The sequence below is a fragment of the Aeromonas sp. 602658 genome (genome assembly GCF_049173005.1).
GTDB classification, from domain to species: Bacteria; Pseudomonadota; Gammaproteobacteria; order Enterobacterales; family Aeromonadaceae; genus Aeromonas; species Aeromonas veronii_A.
Map to the genome: position 1 here is coordinate 80,352 of NZ_JAAKRF010000003.1, position 21,901 is coordinate 102,252.

Genomic DNA, 21,901 nt, shown 5'->3' on the forward strand with positions numbered 1-21,901 from the left:
GCCAGCCCTTTTTATTTTGCCTGCGCATGGCTCGGCGCCATGCTGCATCGGTGTCGGGAAGCGGACTATCCCGACCAGCGAGTGAGGAGAGCCAATGGCTGAACGCTATATCGGATTGATGTCAGGCACCAGCATGGACGGTATTGACGCCGTGCTGGTGGTGATCGACGGGGATCAACTGCGGGTCGAGGCGGCCCTCAGCCACCCCTGGCCCACCGCCCACGAGCTGCATGAGCTCTGTACCCCTAGCGACAACGAGATCGATCGCATGGGGGTGGCCGACAATCTGGTGGCGCGCGAATTTGCCGCCGCCACCCACGCCCTGCTGGCCAAGACGGGCCTCACGCCCGCCGATATTCGCGCCATCGGCAGCCACGGCCAGACCATCCGCCACCGCCCCCAGCTTGGCTTCACCCTGCAGATCGGCAACGCGGCCCTGCTGGCGGCGCTGACCGGCATCGATGTCATCGCCGACTTTCGCACCATGGACATGGCCCTCGGCGGTCAGGGGGCCCCGCTGGTGCCCGCCTTCCATCAGGCCTTCTTTGCCCGCCCCGGTGCATTGCGGGTGGTGCTGAACCTCGGCGGCATCGCCAATATCTCGGTGCTGCCGGGCCATGCCAACGGGGTCTATGGCTTCGATACCGGCCCGGCCAACACCCTGCTCGACGGCTGGTATCGCCGCCATCACCCCAAGGGGACCGGTTACGATGCCGGCGGCCAGTGGGCGGCCAGCGGCAAGCCAATCCCGGCCCTGCTGGAGAAGCTGCTGGCTCACCCCTATTTCGCCGCCCCCGCCCCCAAGAGCACCGGGCGGGAGATGTTCACCCTGGCGTGGCTCGATGGCGAGCTGGCTGGCCACCCCTATGCTGCGGCGGATGTGCAGCGCACTCTGCAGGCGCTCACCTGCCACAGCATCGCCCGCCAGCTGCCTGCCCCGAATGAGGCGCAAACCCGTCCCGAGCTGTTTGTCTGCGGCGGCGGCGCCCATAACGCCCCGCTGCTGAGCGAATTGGCCAGCCTGCTGCCCGGCTGGCGCATCGCCAGCACTGCCGAACTGGGCATTGCGCCCGACTGGATGGAAGGCGCAGCCTTTGCCTGGCTGGCGGAGCGCTTTATCAAGCACAAACCCGGCAACCTGCCCGCCGTCACCGGCGCCAGCCGTCCGGCTGTGCTGGGTGCTCTCTACCCCGCACCCTAGATATCCCCCAGATATGCAAATGACGACAGCCCCGATATGGGGCTGTCGTCATGTCACATCATGAACAGTGGCACTTTGGCCAACACCCGTTGTTACATGGCATTGGTGGACTCAAAAATTTTGTCGGCGGACGCTTCGACAAAGCCCGGATAGAGTACACCGTCGGCCTGCGGATAGCGCAGAGCAAACTCGTAGAAGCAGCTCGGGATGGTACGCACCCCATCGCTGAACGGCACCTCTGCTTTGTCGGCCATGGTGGAGGATTGCTCCAGCATCACCTGCGGGTCCCCTTTCACCTCGCCACCCACGCTGTTGAGCACAAAACCCGCCGCCTTCAGTGCCGCATTGACCTGATGGATGGTGTCGAAATCCTTCAACTTGTTGATATTGACCGTGAAGTGGTTGGCACGATAGCCCCATGCTGCCATCCATGCCGCGTACTCGCTCTCCGCCAGCAGGGTCTGATAATCGGCATAGGAGACCTGCCAGGGGGCACCGGTGTAGAGAAATGCCGGGGTATCGGTCAGATGATCGGGCACCTGATCGGCCAGCTTGTGGATGATGGCCTGCGCCGCTGGGGAGAGTTCTTCCACCTTCAGCTCGCTGATAAACACCTTGGGAGCGTCCGGATCCTGATGCTCGAAGTGCTTGGCGTAGAGCTTCTTGGCCTTGAAAACGTACTCGCCCTTCTGCTCGTAACCGAGCGCCAGGAAGTGGGCGGCCAGCTTCTCCAGCCCCAGCTTGGGCAGGTTGTAGGTACGAAACGCCACGTGATCGTTGACGATGGGCTCGCCGCCACCCAGCAGGGTGTGCACCTTGAGGGCGCTCGGGGTCACCTTGATGTAGTTGTCCCACAGATGGCTGAACAGGGTGTCGATATCCTTTTGCATCTCTCTTTCCTTTGATTGCGGGTACAGATGGGGGCACCGCTGGATGCCCCGTGTCATTATCAGAAGCGCAGGCCGGGCGACAGTTGATCCGGCATCGCGGCTTTGCTGTCTTCGACAGAGGCAACCGGATACGCACAGTAGTCAGCAGCGTAGTAGGCGCTTGCCCTGTGGTTGCCGGAGGCGCCGATGCCACCAAACGGCGCGGCACTGGAGGCGCCGGTGATGGGCTTGTTCCAGTTGACGATACCGGCGCGGATCCGCTTGAAGAAGTGGTGCCAGTCCGCCTCCTTGTCCCCCAGCAGACCGGCCGAGAGACCGTAGCGGGTGGCGTTGCCCTGATCGATGGCAGCATCGAAATCATCATAACGAATGAGTTGCAGCAGCGGGCCGAAGTACTCTTCGTCAGGCAGCGCGCTGACTGAGGTCACGTCGATAATACCCGGGGAGACAAAGCCTGTGCCCGCTTCCAGGTGCTTGAGGGTAAGCAGGCTCTCGCCACCGAGGCGCTGCAGGTTGGCTTGCGCCTCGACCATGCCCTGTGCTGCCTTCTCGCTTATCATCGAGCCCATGAACGGCTGCTCGGCGGCGTCATAGAGGCCGACCTTGATCTGGCTGACCACCTCGATCAGTCGATTGACCAGGGCATCGCCCCGCTCACCGCGCTCGACAAACAGACGGCGGGAACAGGTGCAGCGCTGACCAGAGGTAATAAACGCCGACTGGACGATGGCATGGACGGCGCCGTCGATGTCGCTCACCTCTTTCACGATCAGCGGGTTGTTGCCGCCCATCTCCAGCGCCAAAATTTTTCCCGGCTGACCGGCAAACTGCTGATGGAGGAAATGACCGGTGCGGGAGGAGCCGGTAAAGAAGAGGCCGTCGATATCGGGATTGCCCGCCAGCGCCTTGCCGGTCTCGACCTCCCCTTGCACCAGATTGAGCACTCCCTTGGGCAATCCGGCCTGCTGCCACACCTTGACCATGGCTTCGGCCACCATGGGGGTCAGCTCGGAGGGTTTGAACACTACGGCGTTACCCGCAATCAGCGCCGGGACTATATGGCCGTTGGGCAGATGGCCCGGGAAGTTGTAGGGGCCGAACACAGCCACCACGCCGTGGGGCTTGTGACGGACAAACGCCTTGGCGCCCGGCATGGCATTTTCAACGGTACCGGTGCGCTCGTCGTGGGCACGGATAGAGATGGCAATCTTGCCCTGCATGGCGGCCACTTCGGTGCGGGTCTCCCACAGCGGTTTGCCTGTTTCGCGGGCGATAGTCAGGGCCAGCGCCTCTTTCTGCTCGCCGAGCAGGTCGGCATAACGACGCACTATGGCCAGACGATCCTCAAGGCTCATGTCCGCCCAGTGGTAGAAGGCGGCACGGGCGGCCTTGACGGCGGCATCCACCTGCGCAGCACTGGCGGCAGCCCCCTGCCAGATCACCTCGTTCTTGGCCGGATCCCGTGACTCGAACGGCTTGCCTTCACCGGCAAGCCACTGACCGTCGATAAATTGCACTAACTGGCTCATCCATTCACTCCCTGTCGCTGACAGGCAGCCTCGGCTGCCTGTCTGATAATCGGTTTGCTTGTCCTGTTTGTCTCAGTCGAGGTCGACCACCCGCACCATGTCGCCATCCTGCACCTTGAGTGCCGCCGCCATCTTGGGCGGAATGATGGCTTCGTGCTTGTCGAGATCGACCCGGATATTGCCGTAGCAGGCGCGGTAATGTTCGAAACGGCTGTTGCAGATAAGGTGGGTCTTGCCACCGATGGGCTCGCCCACCAGCACCCGCAGTTTCTTGCTGCGGCGCACGCTGCGGATATTCTTCACGTCACACTCGACGGTGGGGCCCGCATCGAAAATATCGACGTAGCCACGGTTCACGAAGCCCTCGTCCTGCAGCATCTTGATGGCCGGGCGGGTCTTCTCGTGGGTCTGGCCGATAACGGCCCGCGCCTCTTTGCTCAGCAAATTGACGTAGATGGGGTACTTGGGCATCAACTCGGCGATAAAGCGCTTCTTGCCGATGCCGGTCAGATAGTCGACGGTGGGAAAATCCATCGAGAAGAAGTGGGTTTGGAGCCACTCGTAAAAGGGGCTGTGACCGTTGGCATCGGAGACGCCACGCATCTCGGCGAAGACGGTCTCGTCAAACAGCTCGGGGTGCTCGGCCATAAACAGGAAGCGGTGCTTGGAGAGCAGGCGGCCATTGAGCCCCTCGCGGGCACATTCGCGCAAGAACAGGGTACAGAGCTCGGAGTTGCCGGTGTAGTCGTTGGAGAGAGTCAGGGTTTCAACGACGTTGTAGATGCCGAGCTTGGGTGATGAGTGCACCACCTTGCCGATGTGGTAGTTGTAAAACGGCTGGGAGAGGCCAACCGCGGCATCGATGGCACAGGTGCCGACCATCTCGCCGGTCTCCAGATCCTCAGCCACGAAGAAGTAGAGGCAGTCCCCCTTGCCGGCGGGCTTGTCGGAAAAAGTCTGGGTAGAAGCATCGATCTTGCGCTGCAGCAACTCATCGTTGACGGGCAACGAGGTCATGCCTGTGCCGGACTCGATGGCGCAGGTCTTGAGCCCGGCAAAATCTTTTTGCTCGATGGGACGGATAACCAACATAAATGACAACTCCCTTTCATTGACGACAGGTGGGGGCCCGGCTCCTGCCGGGAGAGCTCCCCACCTCAATTTGGAATCAGGCGTTGACCACCTGGGCAACCGCCTTCTCGAAGCGGGCCAACCCTTCCTTGATGTCAGCTTCCGGGATCACCAGTGAAGGGGCAAAACGAACCACGTTGGTACCGGCAACCAGTGCCATCAGCCCATGATCGATAGAGGCCAGCAGGAAGTCGCGGGAACGCCCCTTGAAGTCCTCGCTCAGAGCGGCGCCCAGCAGCAGCCCCTTGCCGCGGATTTCGCTAAAGCAGTGGTATTTGGCGTTGATCGCCTCGAGCCCCTCGCGGAACAGCTGTTCGCGCCGCTTGACCCCGTCCAGTACCTCGGGAGTATTAATCACGTCGATCACCGCCTCGGCGACCGCACAGGCCAGCGGGTTACCGCCGTAAGTAGAGCCGTGAGTGCCCACTTTCAGGTAAGAAGCGATTTCGTCGGTGGTCAGCATGGCGCCGATGGGGAAACCGCCCCCCAGCGCCTTGGCGCTGGTGAGGATGTCCGGCGTGACGCCGAGCCCCATATAGGCATAGAGATCACCGGTCCGGCCGACCCCTGACTGCACTTCGTCATACACCAGCAGGGCATTGTGTTTGTCGCACAGCTCGCGCACTCCTTTGGCAAACTCGTCGGTAGGACGAATGATGCCACCCTCCCCTTGCAGCGGCTCCATCACCACGGCGCAGGTGTTGTCGGAGATCACCTCGGCTAGTGCCGCCAGATCGTTGTAGGGAACATGGGTAATGTCACCGGGCTTGGGACCGAAGCCATCGGAGTAGGCAGCCTGGCCACCGACGCTGACGGTAAAGAAGGTACGACCGTGGAAGCCCTGATTGAAGGCGATGATCTGGGTCTTCTGCTCGCCAAACTTCTCGATGGCGTAGCGGCGAGCCAACTTGAGGGCAGCTTCATTCGCTTCGGCGCCGGAGTTGCAAAAGTAGACCTTGTCGGCAAAGGTGGCCGCGACCAGCTTCTTGGCCAGACGCAGGGCCGGTTCGTTGGTCATTACGTTGGAGAGGTGCCACAGCTTCTCGCCCTGGGTTTTCAGAGCCTCGACCAGCTTGGGATGACAGTGACCCAGGCCGTTAACGGCGATACCACCGGCGAAGTCGACATACTCGCGCCCCTCCTGATCCCAGACACGTGACCCTTCACCACGCACCGGGATGATCTTGGCTGGCGCATAGTTGGGAACCATCACTTCATCAAACACTTCACGTGTCACAGCCAACAACTCTGACATATAGCTCTCCTTCAGATTCGGCGACAGAATAATCCACCGCCTAAAAGTTAAATCCGTGTAAACGCAACGGGATTATCACAGAAATAAAGTAAAAAGTCTGTAACAAGACGACCTATGAGGAACAATATTCGATTGACCTTGAGATTTTAGGCAACCGCATTGCATAACGACTCAGGGGGGCTTGGCAAGAGATAATTTGGGCTGGAAGGGGGCTGAATAAAGTGTCAGAGAAATATTTTTTACCTTCTTTCAAACTTGAGAAGGTGATCACAAATTTTTATGAACAGGACAGAAAATTGGCCAGCAGCAAATGGCCCTGTTCGCTCAAAATACTCTCCGGATGGAACTGAACACCCTCGACAGGAAGTGTCTTATGGCGTAATCCCATGATTTCGTCAAACGAGCCATCGGCATGCTCGCTCCAGGCGGTGACCTCGAAGCAGTCGGGCAGCGTGTCGCGCTCCACCACCAGTGAGTGATAACGGGTCACCCGCAAGGGATCCATTAGACCGCAGAATACCCCTTCGCCGCGATGGCGAATCAGGGAGGTCTTGCCATGCATCACCTGACGCGCGCGAACCACGCGGGCACCAAACGCCTGCGCCAGCGACTGGTGGCCAAGGCAGACGCCAAGAATGGGTAGCTTGCCGGCGAAGTGGCTGATGGCATCGAGAGAGATCCCCGCCTCATTGGGTGTACAAGGACCGGGAGAGATCACCAGAAAACGGGGGGAGAGTTGCGCTATGGCATCAAGCGTCAGTTCATCATTGCGCTTGACCACAACCTCTTGTCCCAGGGCGCCGAAATATTGCACCAGATTCCAGGTAAAAGAGTCGTAGTTATCGATCAACAACAGCATGAGATAACCAACAGTGGAGAATTAACGATCGAGATAACGACCCAGTTCCATTTCCCGTTCACGCTGACACTCGGCCAGATAGATGGCTGCAGCGATGGCAGCAGTCTTGTGATGTTTATCGATGGCATTGGAGACCATCAATTGCAGGGTATTGAGGTTTTTCGCCTTGCGGAACTTGCGCAGCCAGTGACCTTTATCACTCAGCTCTTCAATCGAAATATTTGGTTGAACAGACATGCGTACTCTTGGGGATATAACCCGGGTTGAAATAAAGAATTAAACAAAATACAACGTGGGAAAATAAAGAAAGCCAGGCAAATACCCAGCTCTCTTCTACTACACCTTCCCAGTATGTCAGGCTCGAGGAACGAAGCCGACTACATCATATACGCTGGTCAGGGTTTTTTCAGCTCTTTCACGCGCCTTTTGTGCCCCTTCGGCAAGAATCGCAATCAGATGGGCCTCATCCTGACGCAACTCGTGGAAACGAGCCTGGATCGGTTCCAGCAGCGCAACCACGGCTTCGGCGGTCTCGGTCTTGAGGTGACCATACATCTTGCCTTCGAAGTGCTGCTCCAGCTCGGGGATGGAGCGGCCAGTCACGCCGGACATCAGGGTCAGCAGGTTGGAGACACCCGGTTTGTTTTCCGGGTCGAAACGCACCACCGCCGGCTCGTCGGAGTCAGTCACCGCACGCTTGATCTTCTTGACGATCTGCTTGGGATCTTCCAGCAGGCCGATGAAGTTGGCCTCGTTGTCATCCGACTTGGACATCTTCTTGGTCGGATCCTGCAGGCTCATCACCCGCGCCCCTTCGGTCGGAATGAAGGGCTCCGGCATGGTGAACACTTCACCATAGAGGTTGTTGAAACGGGTACAGATGTCGCGGGTCAGCTCCAGATGCTGCTTCTGGTCGTTGCCGACCGGCACCTGATTGGCCTGATAGAGCAGGATATCGGCTGCCATCAGCACCGGATAACCGAACAGGCCGACGTTGACGTTGTTCTCGAAACGGGCGGACTTGTCCTTGAACTGGGTCATGCGCGACAACTCACCCATCTGGGTATAGCAGTTGAGGATCCAGCCCAGCTCGGCGTGCTGCGGCACGTGAGACTGGATGAAGACAGTGCTCTTCTTGGGATCGATACCGACCGCTAGATAGAGGGCGGCTGCGTCCAGACAAGCCTTGCGCAGGGCAGCCGGGTCCTGACGAGTGGTGATGGCGTGCAGGTCGACGATGCAGTAGAGGCAGTCGAACTCATCCTGCATGTTGACCCACTGACGCAGGGCCCCCATGTAGTTGCCGATGGTCAGTTGACCGGAGGGTTGCGCCCCGCTCAATACGATTGGTTTAGTCATGAGAGTGTTAATCCTTGTTATTCAGCCAGCCCAGCTGCGCTATTAGACCAAAAGTGCATCGAGCTGAGCAAACTGCTCGAATACCCAGTCTGGATGGGAGTCGGCAATGGGGCGGCCATAGTTGTAACCGTAGGTCAGGCCCACCACCTTCATGCCGGCCGCCTTGGCCGCCAGCACGTCATTTTCGGAGTCGCCCACCATTAGAGTGCGAGCCGGGCTCACCCCCAACTCCTGGCAAGCGTGCAGCAATGGCTCCGGGCTCGGCTTCTTGACTGGCACGCAGTTGCCGCCAAGCCAAAGTTCGAAACAATCGCTGATGCCAAGGGCATCGAGGATGGGTGCCACGAAATCACTCGGCTTGTTGGTGACGATCGCCTGCTTGTAACCCAGGGTTTGCAGGCGACGCAGACTCTGTGCCACCCCTTCATACATCGCCAGCCCTTGCAGCAGGCAGGCGTTGTAGTGCTGGAAAAAGATCGGTCTGGCCTTGGCAAACAGCTCGGGGTCAGCCTCGCGATAGGCGAGCGCCCGCTGGATCAGCTTGTCGGCACCATTGCCGACCCAGGTACGGATCACAACTTCATCAGCCTGTGCCAGACCGAGGTCTGCCAGAGTCAGATTGACTGCCAGCGCCAGCTGGGCGGCACTGTCAATCAGGGTGCCGTCCAGATCGAACAGCACCAAATCAAATGCGCGCTCAGCGTGTGACATGAGCCAGCTCCGTACGCATCTTGTCGATCACCGCCTTGTAGTCAGGCTGGCTGAAAATGGCAGAGCCGGCGACAAACATGTCGGCGCCCGCTTCGGCGATCTCGCGGATGTTGTCGACCTTCACCCCACCATCGATCTCGAGGCGGATATCGCGGCCGCTCTCGTCGATCAGACGACGCACCTGACGCAGCTTGTCGAGGGTGCCGGGGATGAAACTCTGGCCACCGAAGCCCGGGTTGACCGACATCAGCAGGATCACATCCAGCTTGTCCATCACATATTCGAGGCAGGAGAGCGAGGTAGCAGGATTCAGCACCAGACCCGCCTGGCAGCCCATCTCCTTGATCAGGCCCAAAGAGCGGTCAACGTGATCGGACGCTTCCGGATGGAAGGTGATGAGGGAAGCACCGGCTTTGGCAAAATCGGGAATGATGCGATCCACCGGCTTGACCATCAGGTGCACGTCGATGGGGGCCTCGATACCGTAGTCACGCAGCGCCTGACAGACCATGGGGCCAATGGTCAGGTTGGGGACATAGTGGTTGTCCATCACGTCGAAGTGAACCACGTCGGCACCGGCAGCCAGTACCTTGGCTACATCGTCACCCAGACGGGCAAAATCGGCAGAGAGGATCGAGGGGGCAATCAGAAAGTCTTTCATCAGCATCATCCATTGGCAGCCAGGGAGAAAAAGCGGCGCAATTTTAACGTAAAAGGCGGGCGAAAACGACTCGAATGCGGGGTAAAGGGGGCAATCGCCTCCCCTCTCCCAGCCACCCGGGTTTTGGGGCATCGGCACGGGCGCGGACTCGCCCATAAAAAACGGCGCCCTTAGGCGCCGCATGGTCTGTTACGTCAGTGGCAGCAGTTCACTGTCGCTGGGATAGTAGCCCTGCTCAGGTTCGATTCCGGGGGGATAGAGCGCCAGCAACTCGGCCACCTTGTTGCGGGTGCCGCCATTGCGACTGATGGTGCGCTTGACCAGGATTTCGTCGAGGCGGGCACCGCGATAAAGCTCACGAGTCAGCTCGAGATCGTGGTTGCTGATCAGCACTGGCACCCCTTTGTGAGCGGCTGTGTGACGGGCCAGTCGCGCCAGGATCGCCTGATCATCCAGGGTAAAACCGCCGGAGGCATAGGTGGTGAAGCTCGCCGTAGTGGAGAGCGGCGCGTAGGGTGGATCACAATAGATAACCCAATCCTCTTCGGCACGCTTGATGGCATCGGCGTAGCTCTCGCAGATAAAGGTCGCCTTCTGCGCCTTTTCGGCAAAGGCCCACAGCTCTTTTTCCGGGAAATAGGGCTTCTTGTAAGAACCGAACGGCACGTTGAAGCCGCCCTTCTTGTTGTAGCGGCACAGTCCGTTGAAACCGTGACGGTTGAGAAACAGGAACAAGAGTGCCCGCTCGAAGGTGGTCTCGGTCTGATTGAACTGGGTACGCAGCCGGTAATAGGCCGCCTTGTGGTTGTGCTCTGCCACAAACAGCTTGCGCGCCTCGGCAATGAAACTGTCCGGCGTCAGCTTGAGGTGGTTGTACAGGCAGATCAGATCCGGATTGATGTCGTTGAGCACATACGCGTCGTAGTCGGTGTTGAGAAACACAGACCCGGCCCCGACGAAGGGCTCCAGCAACACACGCCCGGCCGGCAGGCGCTCGGCAATCTCTTCAACCAGGGAGTATTTTCCCCCGGCCCATTTTAAAAAAGCGCGTGTTTTTTTCATGGAAATCCGGTGTGTAAGAAGGCAAGGCCCAAAAAGGGGGACGATTCTACCCCCTTATCCGGTATCAAGGCTATTGCTTCAGCTCTTTTTGTACCTGTGCAAACGACTTGGGCCAGGGCTGACCTTTCAGCAAGGCTGGCGGAAGCTTGCGAATGGCACTCTTGGCCTGGGTCAGACCGGCATAATCCCCTTGCAGCACCACGTACCAGGGGCTGCCACGGAATTTGGTTTGATAGACCCATACCTTGCCCGCCAGACCATGCTCGGCGACAAATTGATCCACCGCCTTGGTGTTGCTCGCCCCCATCAGCTGAACGCTGTAGTGGTTGCGCGGCTTCTTGTTCAAGGTGGCGGCCGGTGTCAGGGCCACCTTGGGTGCTGGCGCGGCAACCGGCTCGTTGCTGGCGGTTTTGGTGGTGGCCGCAGGCGTTGCGGTTGTCGCCGGATTCAGTGCTTTGGAGGTACTGGCTGGCGCCGTGGTTGCGACCGCACCACTGGGGGCTGTGCCACTCGGGTTCTTGCCGGTCAGCTCGTCCACCACGTCAGTAGGCAGAGCGCCGCTCACCTTGGGTTCGGTCATCAGCTTTTGCACGACCTCGTCAGAGATCACCACCCGACGCCCTTCGTAATTGGTTGATTCGGTGGTCACAGTTTCGCTCTCCACCGATTTGGGCAGCACTTTCGCCTCCGGCTGCCAATCTTTCACAACCCCGTTTGGATTGCTGGCTGCATCGCTGTTTTGCGCGCCTTGTGCAGCGGAATCTGTATTCGAACCGCCAGCGGTGAGGGGATCGCCTCCCGCTACCGGGATCGGCAATGCCGTGTTTTGCGCTGGATCCTGCAGTGCCGGTTTGCTTTCATTGTCAAACAGCGCAGGCAGCAGGTAGCTCAGCGCCAGCAGGCCGCCAGCGACCAGCGCGATAGCGGTGGCAATCTTCTTGACGGGCAACTCCGCCTGACGCTTCTTGGGCCTTCTGTCGGTCATGATATCCTCCAGTAACTGCATGATGGTGGACGGATGTCCATTCGCCGTTTTCAGGATCTCCTCCACTTGCGGCTTGGGCAAGAGGGTCGCGGGGATCTTGAGCTCTTTGGCTTTTTCATACAAGAAGATGCGCTGCTCGGGCGGGCTCAGTGGCGGCACTTCCAGCTCAAGGGCTGGCATGGCACGCCCTTTGAGCTGCGGCCGTTGGGTACGACACCAGACGTCAGTGCCCGAGACAATAATGGCCAGCTGATGGGGCGCCGCCAGAGTATCGTTATGACGTATGATCGCCCACAACTCTCCCAGCAGTTCGGCTGGCAACTGGTCGGCCCGCTCTATCAGCAGCAACAGGGTGGCAGGTTTGCTCCCCTCCAGCATGCGAAAGAAGCTCTCCGCCAGGGCATCCTGTGGATTGAAGAGCGGGCGCGCCACCACCTGTGGCAGCAACAGCTGGCGTACATCCACCATCTTCATGGCAGGCGTACCAATCAGGCTTACCACCCGCACTTTTTCCGGCAACACGCCGAGCAGGGATTCGCACAGGGTACCGCGACCACAACCTGGTTTACCGGAGAGAAAAATGAAAGGGTGATTGAATTCAATCAGATGCAGCAGCCGGTCAACCAGCTGCCGCTGGGAAGGAAGTTTTAGTAGTTTATTCGTCACGACCAGACTCGATCACCGCCAGCAACTCGGCATCGGACACATCCCCCACCACCTGCGCATGGCCGATGCCAACCGGCAACACCAGACGCAGCTTGCCTTCCAGCACCTTCTTGTCACGGCGCATATGGCGAATAAAGGCGGCGAAATCCATCTCGGCAGGCGCATGAATGGGCAGATTGGCGGCCAGCAGCAGGGCGCGCACTCGCGCAACGTCCGCTTCGCTCATATCGCCACGTGCCTGCGCAGTCCAGGCAGCCAGCATGGTGCCGGCGGACACTGCTTCACCGTGCAGCCAGTTGCCATACCCCTGCTCGGCCTCGATGGCATGACCAAAGGTGTGGCCCAGGTTGAGCAGCGCACGGACGCCGTGCTCGGTCTCATCCTGACCGACCACATCGGCTTTGATCTCGCAGCAGCGTTTGATGGCGTAGGCCAGCGCGGCAGGTTCCAGCTGTTGCAGACGCACCATGTTCTGCTCCAGCCAACTGAAGAAATCAGCATCCCAAATGATGCCGTACTTGATCACCTCGGCCATCCCTGCGGCAAATTCGCGGGCTGGCAAGGTACTCAGACATTCGGTATCGATAACAACTTGTTTGGGCTGATAAAAAGCCCCAATCATGTTCTTGCCGAGGGGGTGGTTGACCGCGGTTTTACCGCCAACAGAGGAGTCAACCTGGGAGAGCAGAGTGGTCGGGATCTGGATAAAAGGAATGCCACGTTGATAGCTTGCTGCCGCAAAGCCCACCACATCCCCGATCACGCCGCCCCCCAGAGCGATCAGTGTCGTATCGCGCCCATGGTTGGTTTCAAGCAGAGCAGACATGATCTGCTCAAAGGTCGCCAGGTTCTTGTACGCCTCGCCGTCGGGCAGAACAAGGTGTTCCACCTGAAAATCCGCCAGCAGGGAAGTCACTTTCTCAAGATAGAGCGGGGCGACGACCGTATTGGTCACTATCATCACCCGCCTGCCCTTGATGCTTGCTGCCAGCACCTCGGGGTGCTGTAGCAAACCGGCAGCTATCTCGATGGGATAGCTGCGTTCACCCAGTTCGACCTTCAACCGTTCCATGGACGTCCTCTAGATTACATACCGATCAGCTTTACAATTTGATTGGCAACGATTTTTGCGCTCTGGTCATCGGTGTGCACAACAAAGTCGGCAACCTCTTCATACAGGGCATTGCGCTCTTGTGCCAGACGTTCCAGCACTTCGCGTGCCGGTTCTTCGGTCTGTAGCAGAGGGCGGCGTTTGTCTCGCTGTGTGCGCGCCAGCTGCTTTTCGATAGTGGTTTCGAGGTAGACCACGATGCCACGAGCAGACAACTTGTTGCGGGTTTCCCGGCTCTTGATGGCTCCACCACCGGTTGCCAGCACGATACCCTGCTGCTCAGACAATTCGCTGATCACCTTCTCTTCGCGAATACGGAAACCCTCTTCGCCTTCAACATCAAACACCCAGCCGATATCAGCACCACTGCGGCGCTCAATCTCATGATCTGAGTCGAAAAACTCCATATGCAGTTGTTCTGCCAGATGTCTACCTATGGTGCTCTTGCCCGCACCCATGGGACCTATCAGGAAAATATTGCGTTTCTCAGCCATGTTTTTTCGTTAGTAATTACAAACTGTACGACCCCGATAAATACTGGATCGGGGTACCTATGAACCTTATCTTGCGATGGATCAGGAGGGGGATTATCTCAATAGATATCGGGACTGGCAACCGCAGCCCTTACGCCCCAGCCTCATTGGGGCGTAAGGTTATATGTGTTTTACCTTCACATGTAAAGCCTTCAGAAGGCGTCGGTGACTATCTTGGGGGTCACGAAAATAAGCAGTTCACGCTTTTTGTTCTCGCTGGTGGTCTTGCGGAACAGGGCGCCCAATCCGGGGATATCACCCAGCAAGGGCACCTTGGTCACATCGCTTTTGATAGTCTGCTGATAGATGCCGCCCAGCACCAGTGTCTCGCCATTGTTAACCAGTACCTGCGTCGTGATGGACTGGGCGTTGATGGAGACTGCATCACCGGTACCGGTCGGTACGGTTTCGCCCTTGGTATCCTGGGTCACGGTCAGGTCGAGGATCACCCGGTTGTCAGGGGTGATCTGCGGCGTGACTTTCAAGCTCAGTACCGCCTTCTTGAAGGTGACCGAGGTTGCACCACTGGAAGAGGACTCCACATAGGGGATCTCGGTACCCTGTTCGATCAACGCCGGTTTCTGGTTCGCAGTGGTCACCCGCGGACTGGCGATAATCTCGGCCTTGCTCTCTTTTTCCAGCGCAGACAATTCAAGGTCAAGCAGGGTTCCATCGGCCAGACGGGCAACCTGGAATGCCAAGGTACCGGCAGCATTGGTCACCGGCAGATTGACGTTCATCCGATTATCGACCGAGGGTCTGGTAATCGTTGAACTACCGTCGTTATTACCGGACGAATCATTCCCTTCAATAGAGCCTGAAGTGCTGTTGCCGTGACCATCGTTCTTGGTCACTCCCCAACGTACCCCGAGCGCTTCATCGAAACCGTCATCGATGGTCACCATACGCGCTTCGATCACCACCTGCTTGACCGGGATATCCAGAATATCCAGCATCCGCTTGATACTGCTGATAACCTCAGCCGTATCCTTCACAACCAGCACGTTGGTCCGTTCATCCACACTCACCGCGCCACGTGGCGATAGCAACTTGGTACTCTCGGATGAGAGCAGAGCAGCCACTTCGGATGCTTTTGCATAGTTGATCTGCATATATTCGGTATATAACTGGGCCAAATCAGCCACCTGATTCCGGCTCTCCAGCTGCTGTTTCTCCCGTGCCGCAATCTCTTCAGCCGGAGCAACCAGCAGGATGTTGTTATCAAGCCGCTTATCCAGACCGCGCACTTTTAAAATGATGTCGAGCGCCTGCTCCCAGGGCACGCCATCCAGACGTAGTGTCAGATTGCCTGCCACAGAATCGGTAGTAACCAGATTGAGGTTGTTGAAGTCAGCGATAAGCTGCAACACGGTTCTAACCGGGATATCCTGGAAGTTCAATGAGATGGGCTTGCCCTGATACTGCTTTGAAGACGCAGATGCCGCCGTGCGTTTTTTCACTTCGATAATGAACAGTTTATCAGCCTGATCGTAACGGTAATCAAACTGGCCATTAACCGACAGCTCAAACAGGGTATCGTTGCCCTGCCGGGACACCTCAACCTGAGAGACCGGTGTCGCAAAATCCTGCACATTGATCAGATTAAGCAAACCATCAGGCACGCGAGTACCATGAAACTTGGCCAGCACAGTTTGACCGCGGCTGCTCACATCGACGGCAGCCGAGCTGTTGTCAAGTGTGACCAGAAACTCCCCCTGACCATCCTTGCCACGACGAAAATCCACCCCGGTCACCGAGTTGAAATAGGCTCCACTGCCACTGTTTTGATAGCTGCCGAGCAGTGGTTTGCTGGCAGCAGGCGTCGCAACAGGAGGGGTTACCGGTGCAACAGGCATTGACTTGGCAACAACCTGAGAATTGAGCAGTGCCGAAGGAGCTGGAGTGGCCACCATGGCTGTGTAAGCCGTTGCGGCTGGTGCAATCAGGGCGCTTTCGCCATTAATCAGAGCTGATGAGGTCCCTTCACCAAGGGAAACCAGCAATTTGTTACCCTGTTGCTGCACCTGATAGGGAGCCAGCTGATCGAGAGCAATCTTGATATCAAGGCCAGCTCCCTTCCCTTCCACCTTGATGTTGTCTACTCCCTGACGCTGAATAGGCAGCGGGTTCACCTTGAGTGCGCCCACAGCACCGGGGACATGCAGCAGGAGCTGGTTAGGTTGATAGGAGAGACGATCGGTAAAGCCACTCACAGGCTCGCTGAAGCTGAGCTCCAGTTGCAACTGGTCTGCCAGCAATGGATTAACTTTTATCTCTTGCAAGGTTGCCACTGCCCACGCCTGACCAAAGGCACTGGCGCAAAACAGCAAAGCCACTTTTGTTACACTGTCTATGGTTGTTCTCATTGCTGTTCGTCCCTGATTATTGTTTTTCTTGCATATTGGCCATCGCCAACTGGGTTTCTCTTGTTACCCAGCACCCCTTCCCGTCCGGAATGGTTTCCAGTAAATCCACTGCCGTAGGAGTAATCTTGATGACTCTACCCTGATCGAGCCCCATATACTGGTTGAGCCCGACCCGTATTGATTTTCCATCAGGTGTGCTGATCAGGGCCCACAACTGCCCGGCCTTTCCCAAGGAGCCGTGCATTGACAAGCTGGCGAGAGAGTAGTTTTCCAATACCTCTTTTTCTCTGTCCATCATAACCTGTGCGCAATCAGGCTTCACCTGGGCACTATTCGCGCGCCCGACACTTGCTTCTGGTTGCGGCATCATGAAGGGACTACGCAGATCGCGTTGTTGATAGTGCATGGGGGAAAACGGCTTCAACTGGGGTAAGGGTTCAATAGGTACAGGGGGTCTTGCCTTTGTTGCGGCAATATAGGAATCCATCTCCTCCTGACCACCACAGGCCGTCAGCAAGAGGGCAGGTAACAACCAGCAGATGCGTCTCATTGTTTCTGCTCCACTGTTTTACCGTTGTACTTGTAGGTTTTGGCCAGCATCGACATAGCAATCAGGTCTCCCTCATCCTTGCTCTGACTCAAGGTAAAGGAGTCGAGTATGACGATACGAGGCAGGGCTGCCATATCTGCCGTAAACTTGCCGATCTGATGATAATTACCTACTACCTCGATCCGCATGGGCAATTCGGTAGAAAACTCGTGCTTGACCTCCGGTTCCCAGTTGATGCGATTGAGTTTCAAGCCATTATCGGTGGCAATAAAACTGATATCGTCCAGCAAACCGGCGACCTCATGGGTATTGGGCAGCTGCTTGAGCTGGGTATCGACCAGTTGCTCGAGCTGGATCATTTGTGCCTTGTAGGCGCCCAAATTGGCTGCCAGCATCGCCTTGCTTTCAAACTGGCCTTTCAGCTCCGTCTCTCTGGCGCTCTCTTTGGTCAGATTGCCTAAGGAATTGGCAATCACGTAGTAATAAATAGCGCCACCAGTCAACACACAGCACAGCAGGATAAAGACAGCTTTCGCCCATTTTGGCCAGCTCGCGATGTCATTCAGATCAAGCTCGTTGAGTTGCTGAAGGTTCATTTGCTCTCCTTGGCCATATCCCCGGCAGCAGCGGTATTATTGGCAATCAGGAACATCATCGAGAATTGACTCAACGATACCGGCGCGACCTCCGCTGCAAAAATGGTGCTTATTTTCGACTGTCCCAGCCAGCCGGAACCATCGATTCGACGCATCATGCTGGCCACTCGACCATAAGCTTCTGTCTTGCCGTTGACATCGATAATATTGTTCTGCAACGAGAGGGTATTGAGGTAAACCCCATTCGGTACCAGAGAGGGCAGCTGGTTGAAAAGACGAACGGGCACATTTCGACGCATTTGGAGATGTTCGATGAGTTGCATCCGATCGATCAGCTCCTTGCGACGTTCTTTAAGCAGGCGGATTTCTCCCAGTTGTGCATCCAGGATGGTCATCTCCTGAACCAGACGCTGATTACGCTGCTGCTGGGCGGCAATCTGACGCTCGACCAGCCAGTTGGCAAAGAGGCTCAGTGCGACAGTGACCAACACGAAAAGCCCGAGCAGGGCACCGAACTGTTTCTTTTGCCGCTGAGCACGAGCCTCGCGCCAGGGGAGAAGGTTTATATTTGACATGGTGTAAAACTCCTCAGAGCCAACCCGAATGCCGTCATATATTTAGCGCCATGTACCAGATCAACCTCTCCTTTCGGTTTGCCAAACAGGGCGAACAAATCCGGATGAAACACCTCGCAGTTGGCTTCCTCTTTTACCTGTACCAACAAGCCAGGCAGCAAGCTGCCTCCCCCGGTCAACACCAGTTTGGCTATATCGCGATAACCTGACGAGCTACAAAACAGCTGGATATTGCGCCGCACCTGTTGCAACAGCGAGTTGATATGTGGCATCAACACGTCCAACTCATGGTCAACAGGCAAGGTGCCTTTGGTCTTGGCTTGCTCAGCTTCATCGAGGGTCATGCCATAAAAAGAGGAGAGCGCCTGGCTATATTGATCACCGCCGAAATTCTGCAAGCGCGAGTAGATCACCTCTCCCTTGACCAAGGCTGCGAAGGTCATGGCACTGGCGCCAATGTCGATCACCCCGATCGGTCGCTCACTCTCCTGCAACTCGGGCAAACAGGCCACAACGGCCCGCCCCAAGGCATGGGCTCCCACATCCACTACCTTGACGGCAATGCCAGCCTCAGCGAGAGCGCTGACCCGGCCATTGACGCTCTCAGTACGGGCTGCGCTCAGCAGGACATCCTGACGATCTTCACTGGCGCTGGTGTCCAGCACCTCAAAATCGAGGCTGACTTCATCGAGGGGAAAGGGAATGATCTGTTCGGCCTCCAGCTGCACCTGACTCTCCAGCTCCTTGTCACCAAGGCGAGCATCAATCTGGATGACCTTGGTGATCACGTTGGAGCCGGTCACCGCTGTCGCGGCATAATCGCTGTGGCCAGAGATAAGGCGCTTGAGGGTTTTCAAAGATGGGCTGACCCGCTCGATATCCTGTAGCTGGTAATCAACCAGCGTACCTTTCGGGGTGGCGACCTCGGCAACAGATTCAATATGCAGCTTGCCGGGACGACCAGTGAGGGTAACGGCCTTGATGGTCTGGCTACCGAAATCAATGCCCACCAGGGGGAGGAGGGATCCCTTATTAAATAGCCCAAACATATACACATCCATGCGTTATTGGGTTTTATACCTGAATTGAGTGTAGGACACTCTAATCAGATGAGAGCTTGCTCCATCCTAAATGCTCTAACTATCAATGTCATAAAGTTTATACCGAAAAGTGACCCACCTCGCTTTCTTGAGATAAAGGGAGGCACCTTGGTTATTGCTCACTGTAGTGCTAACCTCTCGCATCCTGTCGATGGGTGACTTGCCACAGGAAAACCTCGAATTCCAGATGGCAAAAGGGCTATACTCTGCGCCCGTTGGCTAAATTTAAGACGATTGGTAGTTCTTCCATGCTGAAATGGCTCGTTCGCCTGTTTATTGTCATGATGCTGGGTGCTGTGCTGGGTGTTGCCAGCCTCATCGGTATCTACTTCTATATCAAACCCCAACTGCCCGATGTCACCGCACTGCGTGATGTCAAACTGGCAACCCCGATGAGGGTCTACAGCCGAGATGGGGAATTGATCGCCCAATATGGTGAAATCCGTCGCATTCCGTTGCGCTTGGATGAAATCCCCCAACCAATGATCGATGCCGTACTGGCAACCGAAGATGCCCGCTTCTACGAGCACCCCGGCATTGACCCCATCGGCATCATTCGCGCCGCCTCCGTCTGGGCCGTATCAGGTCATGCCCGTCAGGGTGCCAGCACCATTACCCAGCAGGTTGCACGCAACTTCTTCCTGAGCAATGAGAAAACCATCATCCGCAAGATAAAGGAGGTCTTCCTGGCCTGGCGGATCGAGCAGAATCTCTCAAAAGACGAGATCCTCGAACTGTACCTCAACAAGATCCCTCTCGGTTATCGCTCCTTCGGGATCGGTGCTGCGGCTCAGGTTTATTTTGGTAAAGAGGTCAAGGATCTGGGGCTGGACGAGATCGCCATCATTGCCGGTCTGCCCAAAGCCCCCTCCATGCTCAACCCCATCCGATCCCCCGAGCGCGCCTTTGCGCGCCGCAACGTTGTGCTTGGTCGGATGCTGGAGACCGGCAAGATCACCCAGGCCCAGTTTGACGAAGCGTCCAAAATGCCGATCAAGGCCCGTTTTCACGGCGCCGAAGTGACCCTGCACGCTCCCTATCTGGGTGAAATGGTACGCCAGAAGATGGTAGAGCAGTTTGGTGAAGATGCCTACACCATGGGCCTGCACGTCTACACTACCGTCTCTGCCGAACGCCAAAGGGCCGCCAGACAGGCTCTGCTGGATGGCGTCTTTGCCTACGATATGCGTCACGGCTATCGTGGCCCGACGGCCCAGTTGTGGAAGGCAGGCGAAACAGCTTGGGATTACGAGCAGATCGTGGCCCACCTTGGCAAGCAACCCACTTATGATCCGCTGATGGCGGCCGTAGTTACCAAGCTCGGTGACCGTAGCGCCACACTGGTACTTAAAAATGGCAAGGAAGCAGAGCTGGGCTGGAACGGCATTAAATGGGCTCGCTCCTTTATTACCGACGACCGCCAAAGCTATGCCCCGAAATCGGCACGCGATGTACTGAAAGTCGGCGCCCAGATCTGGGTGCGGGAAGAGGGCGAAGAGTTGCTGCTGGCCCAAATCCCGGACGTCAACGCCGCGCTGGTTGCCATGAACCCGAAAAATGGCGCGCTGGAAGCAGTAGTTGGCGGCTTCAGCTTCGAACTATCCAAATTCAACCGGGTCGATCAGGCGCGTCGCCAGATCGGTTCAAATATCAAGCCTTTCCTCTATGCGACCGCGCTGGAGCACGGCTATACCCTGGCGTCGCTCATCAACGATGCGCCAATCAACCAGTGGGATCCGTCAAAAGGGCCCATGTGGCAGCCCAAGAACTCCCCGGCCGTTTATGATGGCCCCACCCCGCTGCGTCTGGGTTTGGCCAAGTCCAAGAACGTGATGTCGGTTCGACTGATGCGCGCCATCGGTCTGGATACCTATATCGACGGTCTGACACGCTTTGGCTTCCCCCGCGACTTCATCTCGCCCCATGAGTCACTGGCGCTGGGCGCAGCCGAATTTACCCCCCTCGAGGTGGTGCGTGGTTACTCGGTACTGGCCAACGGTGGCTTCCTGGTGACCCCATACTTCATCGACAAAGTCACCGACAGCCTGGAGAACACCCTCTATCAGGCCAATCCTGCCATTGCCTGCAACAATTGCGAACAGCAGACGGCGTCCGAGCAGAGCACACTGCCGGAGCCAACTGTTGATGGCGCAGCACAAGATGGCACGCAGACCCCTCTCGCGCCAACCATCGCCCCGCATACCATCAGTGCCCAGAGCGCGTTCCTGATCACCGACACCTTGAGCACAGCCATCTGGGGTGGCAACGGCTGGCGTGGTACCGGCTGGCGTGCAGCCCGTGACCTGAAACGTCACGATATCTCCGGCAAAACCGGTACCACCAACGAATCGCGGGATGCCTGGTTCTCCGGCTATACCCCGGACATCGTAGCTACTTCCTGGATCGGTTTTGACAACCACCAGCGTGGCCTTGGCCGTGCCGAGTTTGGTGGTGGCGCTGCACAGCCTATCTGGATCGACTTCATGAAAGTCGCCCTCAAAAAGCAGCCGGAGCACAAGATGCCGGTTCCCGAAGGGATCATGACGGTGAAGATTGACAGCGAAACCGGACTGCTGGCGACCAGTGGCGGAACCGACGAATACTTCAAGGAAGGGACCGAGCCGACCCGTTACGCCGCGCCCAGTTCGGACGGCAATCAGGTCTACGGTGGCGACAACCCCGATGTGGAAGGGCCTGTCTCTACCGACGATATCTTCTAAGCTGCTCTCGCGGCAGCAACAAAACCGGCAGCCTTGGCTGC

The 21,901-nt window shown here is 57.4% G+C and carries 20 protein-coding genes; 2 read left to right on the forward strand and 18 right to left on the reverse strand.

The window, feature by feature from the left end; genetic code table 11:
* Positions 1–94 precede the first annotated feature (94 nt).
* The gene (locus tag G5253_RS04985; RefSeq protein WP_421202767.1) at positions 95–1,201 is read left to right on the forward strand and encodes an anhydro-N-acetylmuramic acid kinase; all 1,107 of its coding nucleotides are present in this window, start codon (positions 95–97) and stop codon (positions 1,199–1,201) included.
* A 92-nt stretch (positions 1,202–1,293) separates the two neighbouring features.
* Here G5253_RS04985 and G5253_RS04990 read toward each other — a convergent pair whose 3' ends face one another.
* The 18 genes from G5253_RS04990 to tapM all read right to left on the reverse strand — a co-directional run bounded on the left by G5253_RS04990 (position 1,294) and on the right by tapM (position 19,089).
* Positions 1,294–2,091, reverse strand: coding sequence for a DUF1338 domain-containing protein (locus tag G5253_RS04990; protein ID WP_021229798.1), 798 nt, complete (start codon positions 2,089–2,091; stop codon positions 1,294–1,296).
* Between the two features lie 59 nt (positions 2,092–2,150).
* Positions 2,151–3,620 carry a succinylglutamate-semialdehyde dehydrogenase gene (gene astD, locus G5253_RS04995; RefSeq protein ID WP_421202768.1) on the reverse strand — a complete coding sequence of 490 codons (1,470 nt, stop codon included), beginning with the start codon at positions 3,618–3,620 and terminating at the stop codon, positions 2,151–2,153.
* 72 nt (positions 3,621–3,692) lie between these two features.
* Positions 3,693–4,712 carry an arginine N-succinyltransferase gene (astA, locus tag G5253_RS05000; protein ID WP_005334994.1) on the reverse strand — a complete coding sequence of 340 codons (1,020 nt, stop codon included), beginning with the start codon at positions 4,710–4,712 and terminating at the stop codon, positions 3,693–3,695.
* A 76-nt stretch (positions 4,713–4,788) separates the two neighbouring features.
* Positions 4,789–6,006 (reverse strand): aspartate aminotransferase family protein, encoded by a 1,218-nt coding sequence (locus tag G5253_RS05005; protein WP_421202769.1) that lies wholly within the window; start codon positions 6,004–6,006, stop codon positions 4,789–4,791.
* Between the two features lie 277 nt (positions 6,007–6,283).
* Complete coding sequence (locus G5253_RS05010) at positions 6,284–6,865, reverse strand: aminodeoxychorismate synthase component II (protein ID WP_421202770.1); 582 nt, start codon at positions 6,863–6,865, stop codon at positions 6,284–6,286.
* Positions 6,866–6,886: 21 nt separating this feature from the next.
* Positions 6,887–7,102 (reverse strand): hypothetical protein, encoded by a 216-nt coding sequence (locus G5253_RS05015; RefSeq protein WP_421202771.1) that lies wholly within the window; start codon positions 7,100–7,102, stop codon positions 6,887–6,889.
* A gap of 117 nt (positions 7,103–7,219) precedes the next feature.
* Positions 7,220–8,224 carry a tryptophan--tRNA ligase gene (trpS, locus tag G5253_RS05020; RefSeq protein ID WP_005362251.1) on the reverse strand — a complete coding sequence of 335 codons (1,005 nt, stop codon included), beginning with the start codon at positions 8,222–8,224 and terminating at the stop codon, positions 7,220–7,222.
* 42 nt (positions 8,225–8,266) lie between these two features.
* Positions 8,267–8,935 (reverse strand): phosphoglycolate phosphatase, encoded by a 669-nt coding sequence (locus G5253_RS05025; protein WP_421202772.1) that lies wholly within the window; start codon positions 8,933–8,935, stop codon positions 8,267–8,269.
* Positions 8,922–9,596 carry a ribulose-phosphate 3-epimerase gene (gene rpe, locus G5253_RS05030; RefSeq protein ID WP_421202773.1) on the reverse strand — a complete coding sequence of 225 codons (675 nt, stop codon included), beginning with the start codon at positions 9,594–9,596 and terminating at the stop codon, positions 8,922–8,924. The genes G5253_RS05025 and rpe overlap by 14 nt, the downstream gene beginning before the upstream one ends.
* Positions 9,597–9,785: 189 nt before the next feature.
* On the reverse strand, positions 9,786–10,658 hold the full coding sequence (locus G5253_RS05035; protein WP_421202774.1) for a Dam family site-specific DNA-(adenine-N6)-methyltransferase: 873 nt from the start codon (positions 10,656–10,658) through the stop codon (positions 9,786–9,788).
* 70 nt (positions 10,659–10,728) lie between these two features.
* A complete protein-coding gene (locus tag G5253_RS05040) occupies positions 10,729–12,309 on the reverse strand; it encodes an SPOR domain-containing protein (RefSeq protein ID WP_421202775.1) in 1,581 nt (526 codons plus the stop codon).
* The gene (gene aroB, locus G5253_RS05045) at positions 12,299–13,381 is read right to left on the reverse strand and encodes a 3-dehydroquinate synthase (protein WP_421202776.1); all 1,083 of its coding nucleotides are present in this window, start codon (positions 13,379–13,381) and stop codon (positions 12,299–12,301) included. The genes G5253_RS05040 and aroB overlap by 11 nt, the downstream gene beginning before the upstream one ends.
* A gap of 14 nt (positions 13,382–13,395) precedes the next feature.
* Complete coding sequence (gene aroK / locus G5253_RS05050; RefSeq protein ID WP_266134309.1) at positions 13,396–13,914, reverse strand: shikimate kinase AroK; 519 nt, start codon at positions 13,912–13,914, stop codon at positions 13,396–13,398.
* Positions 13,915–14,105: 191 nt separating this feature from the next.
* Complete coding sequence (locus G5253_RS05055; protein ID WP_421202777.1) at positions 14,106–16,319, reverse strand: type IV pilus secretin PilQ; 2,214 nt, start codon at positions 16,317–16,319, stop codon at positions 14,106–14,108.
* Positions 16,320–16,335: 16 nt separating this feature from the next.
* Positions 16,336–16,869 (reverse strand): pilus assembly protein PilP, encoded by a 534-nt coding sequence (locus tag G5253_RS05060; protein WP_421202778.1) that lies wholly within the window; start codon positions 16,867–16,869, stop codon positions 16,336–16,338.
* Positions 16,866–17,465: a PilO family type IV pilus biogenesis protein TapO gene (tapO, locus tag G5253_RS05065; RefSeq protein ID WP_216953059.1), complete on the reverse strand. Its 600-nt coding sequence runs from the start codon at positions 17,463–17,465 to the stop codon at positions 16,866–16,868. Before tapO ends, G5253_RS05060 begins: the two co-directional genes overlap by 4 nt.
* The gene (gene tapN / locus G5253_RS05070; protein ID WP_216953058.1) at positions 17,462–18,040 is read right to left on the reverse strand and encodes a PilN family type IV pilus biogenesis protein TapN; all 579 of its coding nucleotides are present in this window, start codon (positions 18,038–18,040) and stop codon (positions 17,462–17,464) included. Before tapN ends, tapO begins: the two co-directional genes overlap by 4 nt.
* A complete protein-coding gene (gene tapM, locus G5253_RS05075; RefSeq protein WP_302055918.1) occupies positions 18,028–19,089 on the reverse strand; it encodes a PilM family type IVa pilus assembly protein TapM in 1,062 nt (353 codons plus the stop codon). Before tapM ends, tapN begins: the two co-directional genes overlap by 13 nt.
* 299 nt (positions 19,090–19,388) lie before the next feature.
* Between tapM and G5253_RS05080 the strand changes: the two genes are divergently transcribed.
* Entirely contained in the window at positions 19,389–21,860 is a 2,472-nt protein-coding gene (locus G5253_RS05080) for a penicillin-binding protein 1A (protein ID WP_257687016.1), read from the forward strand.
* Positions 21,861–21,901: the final 41 nt, after the last annotated feature.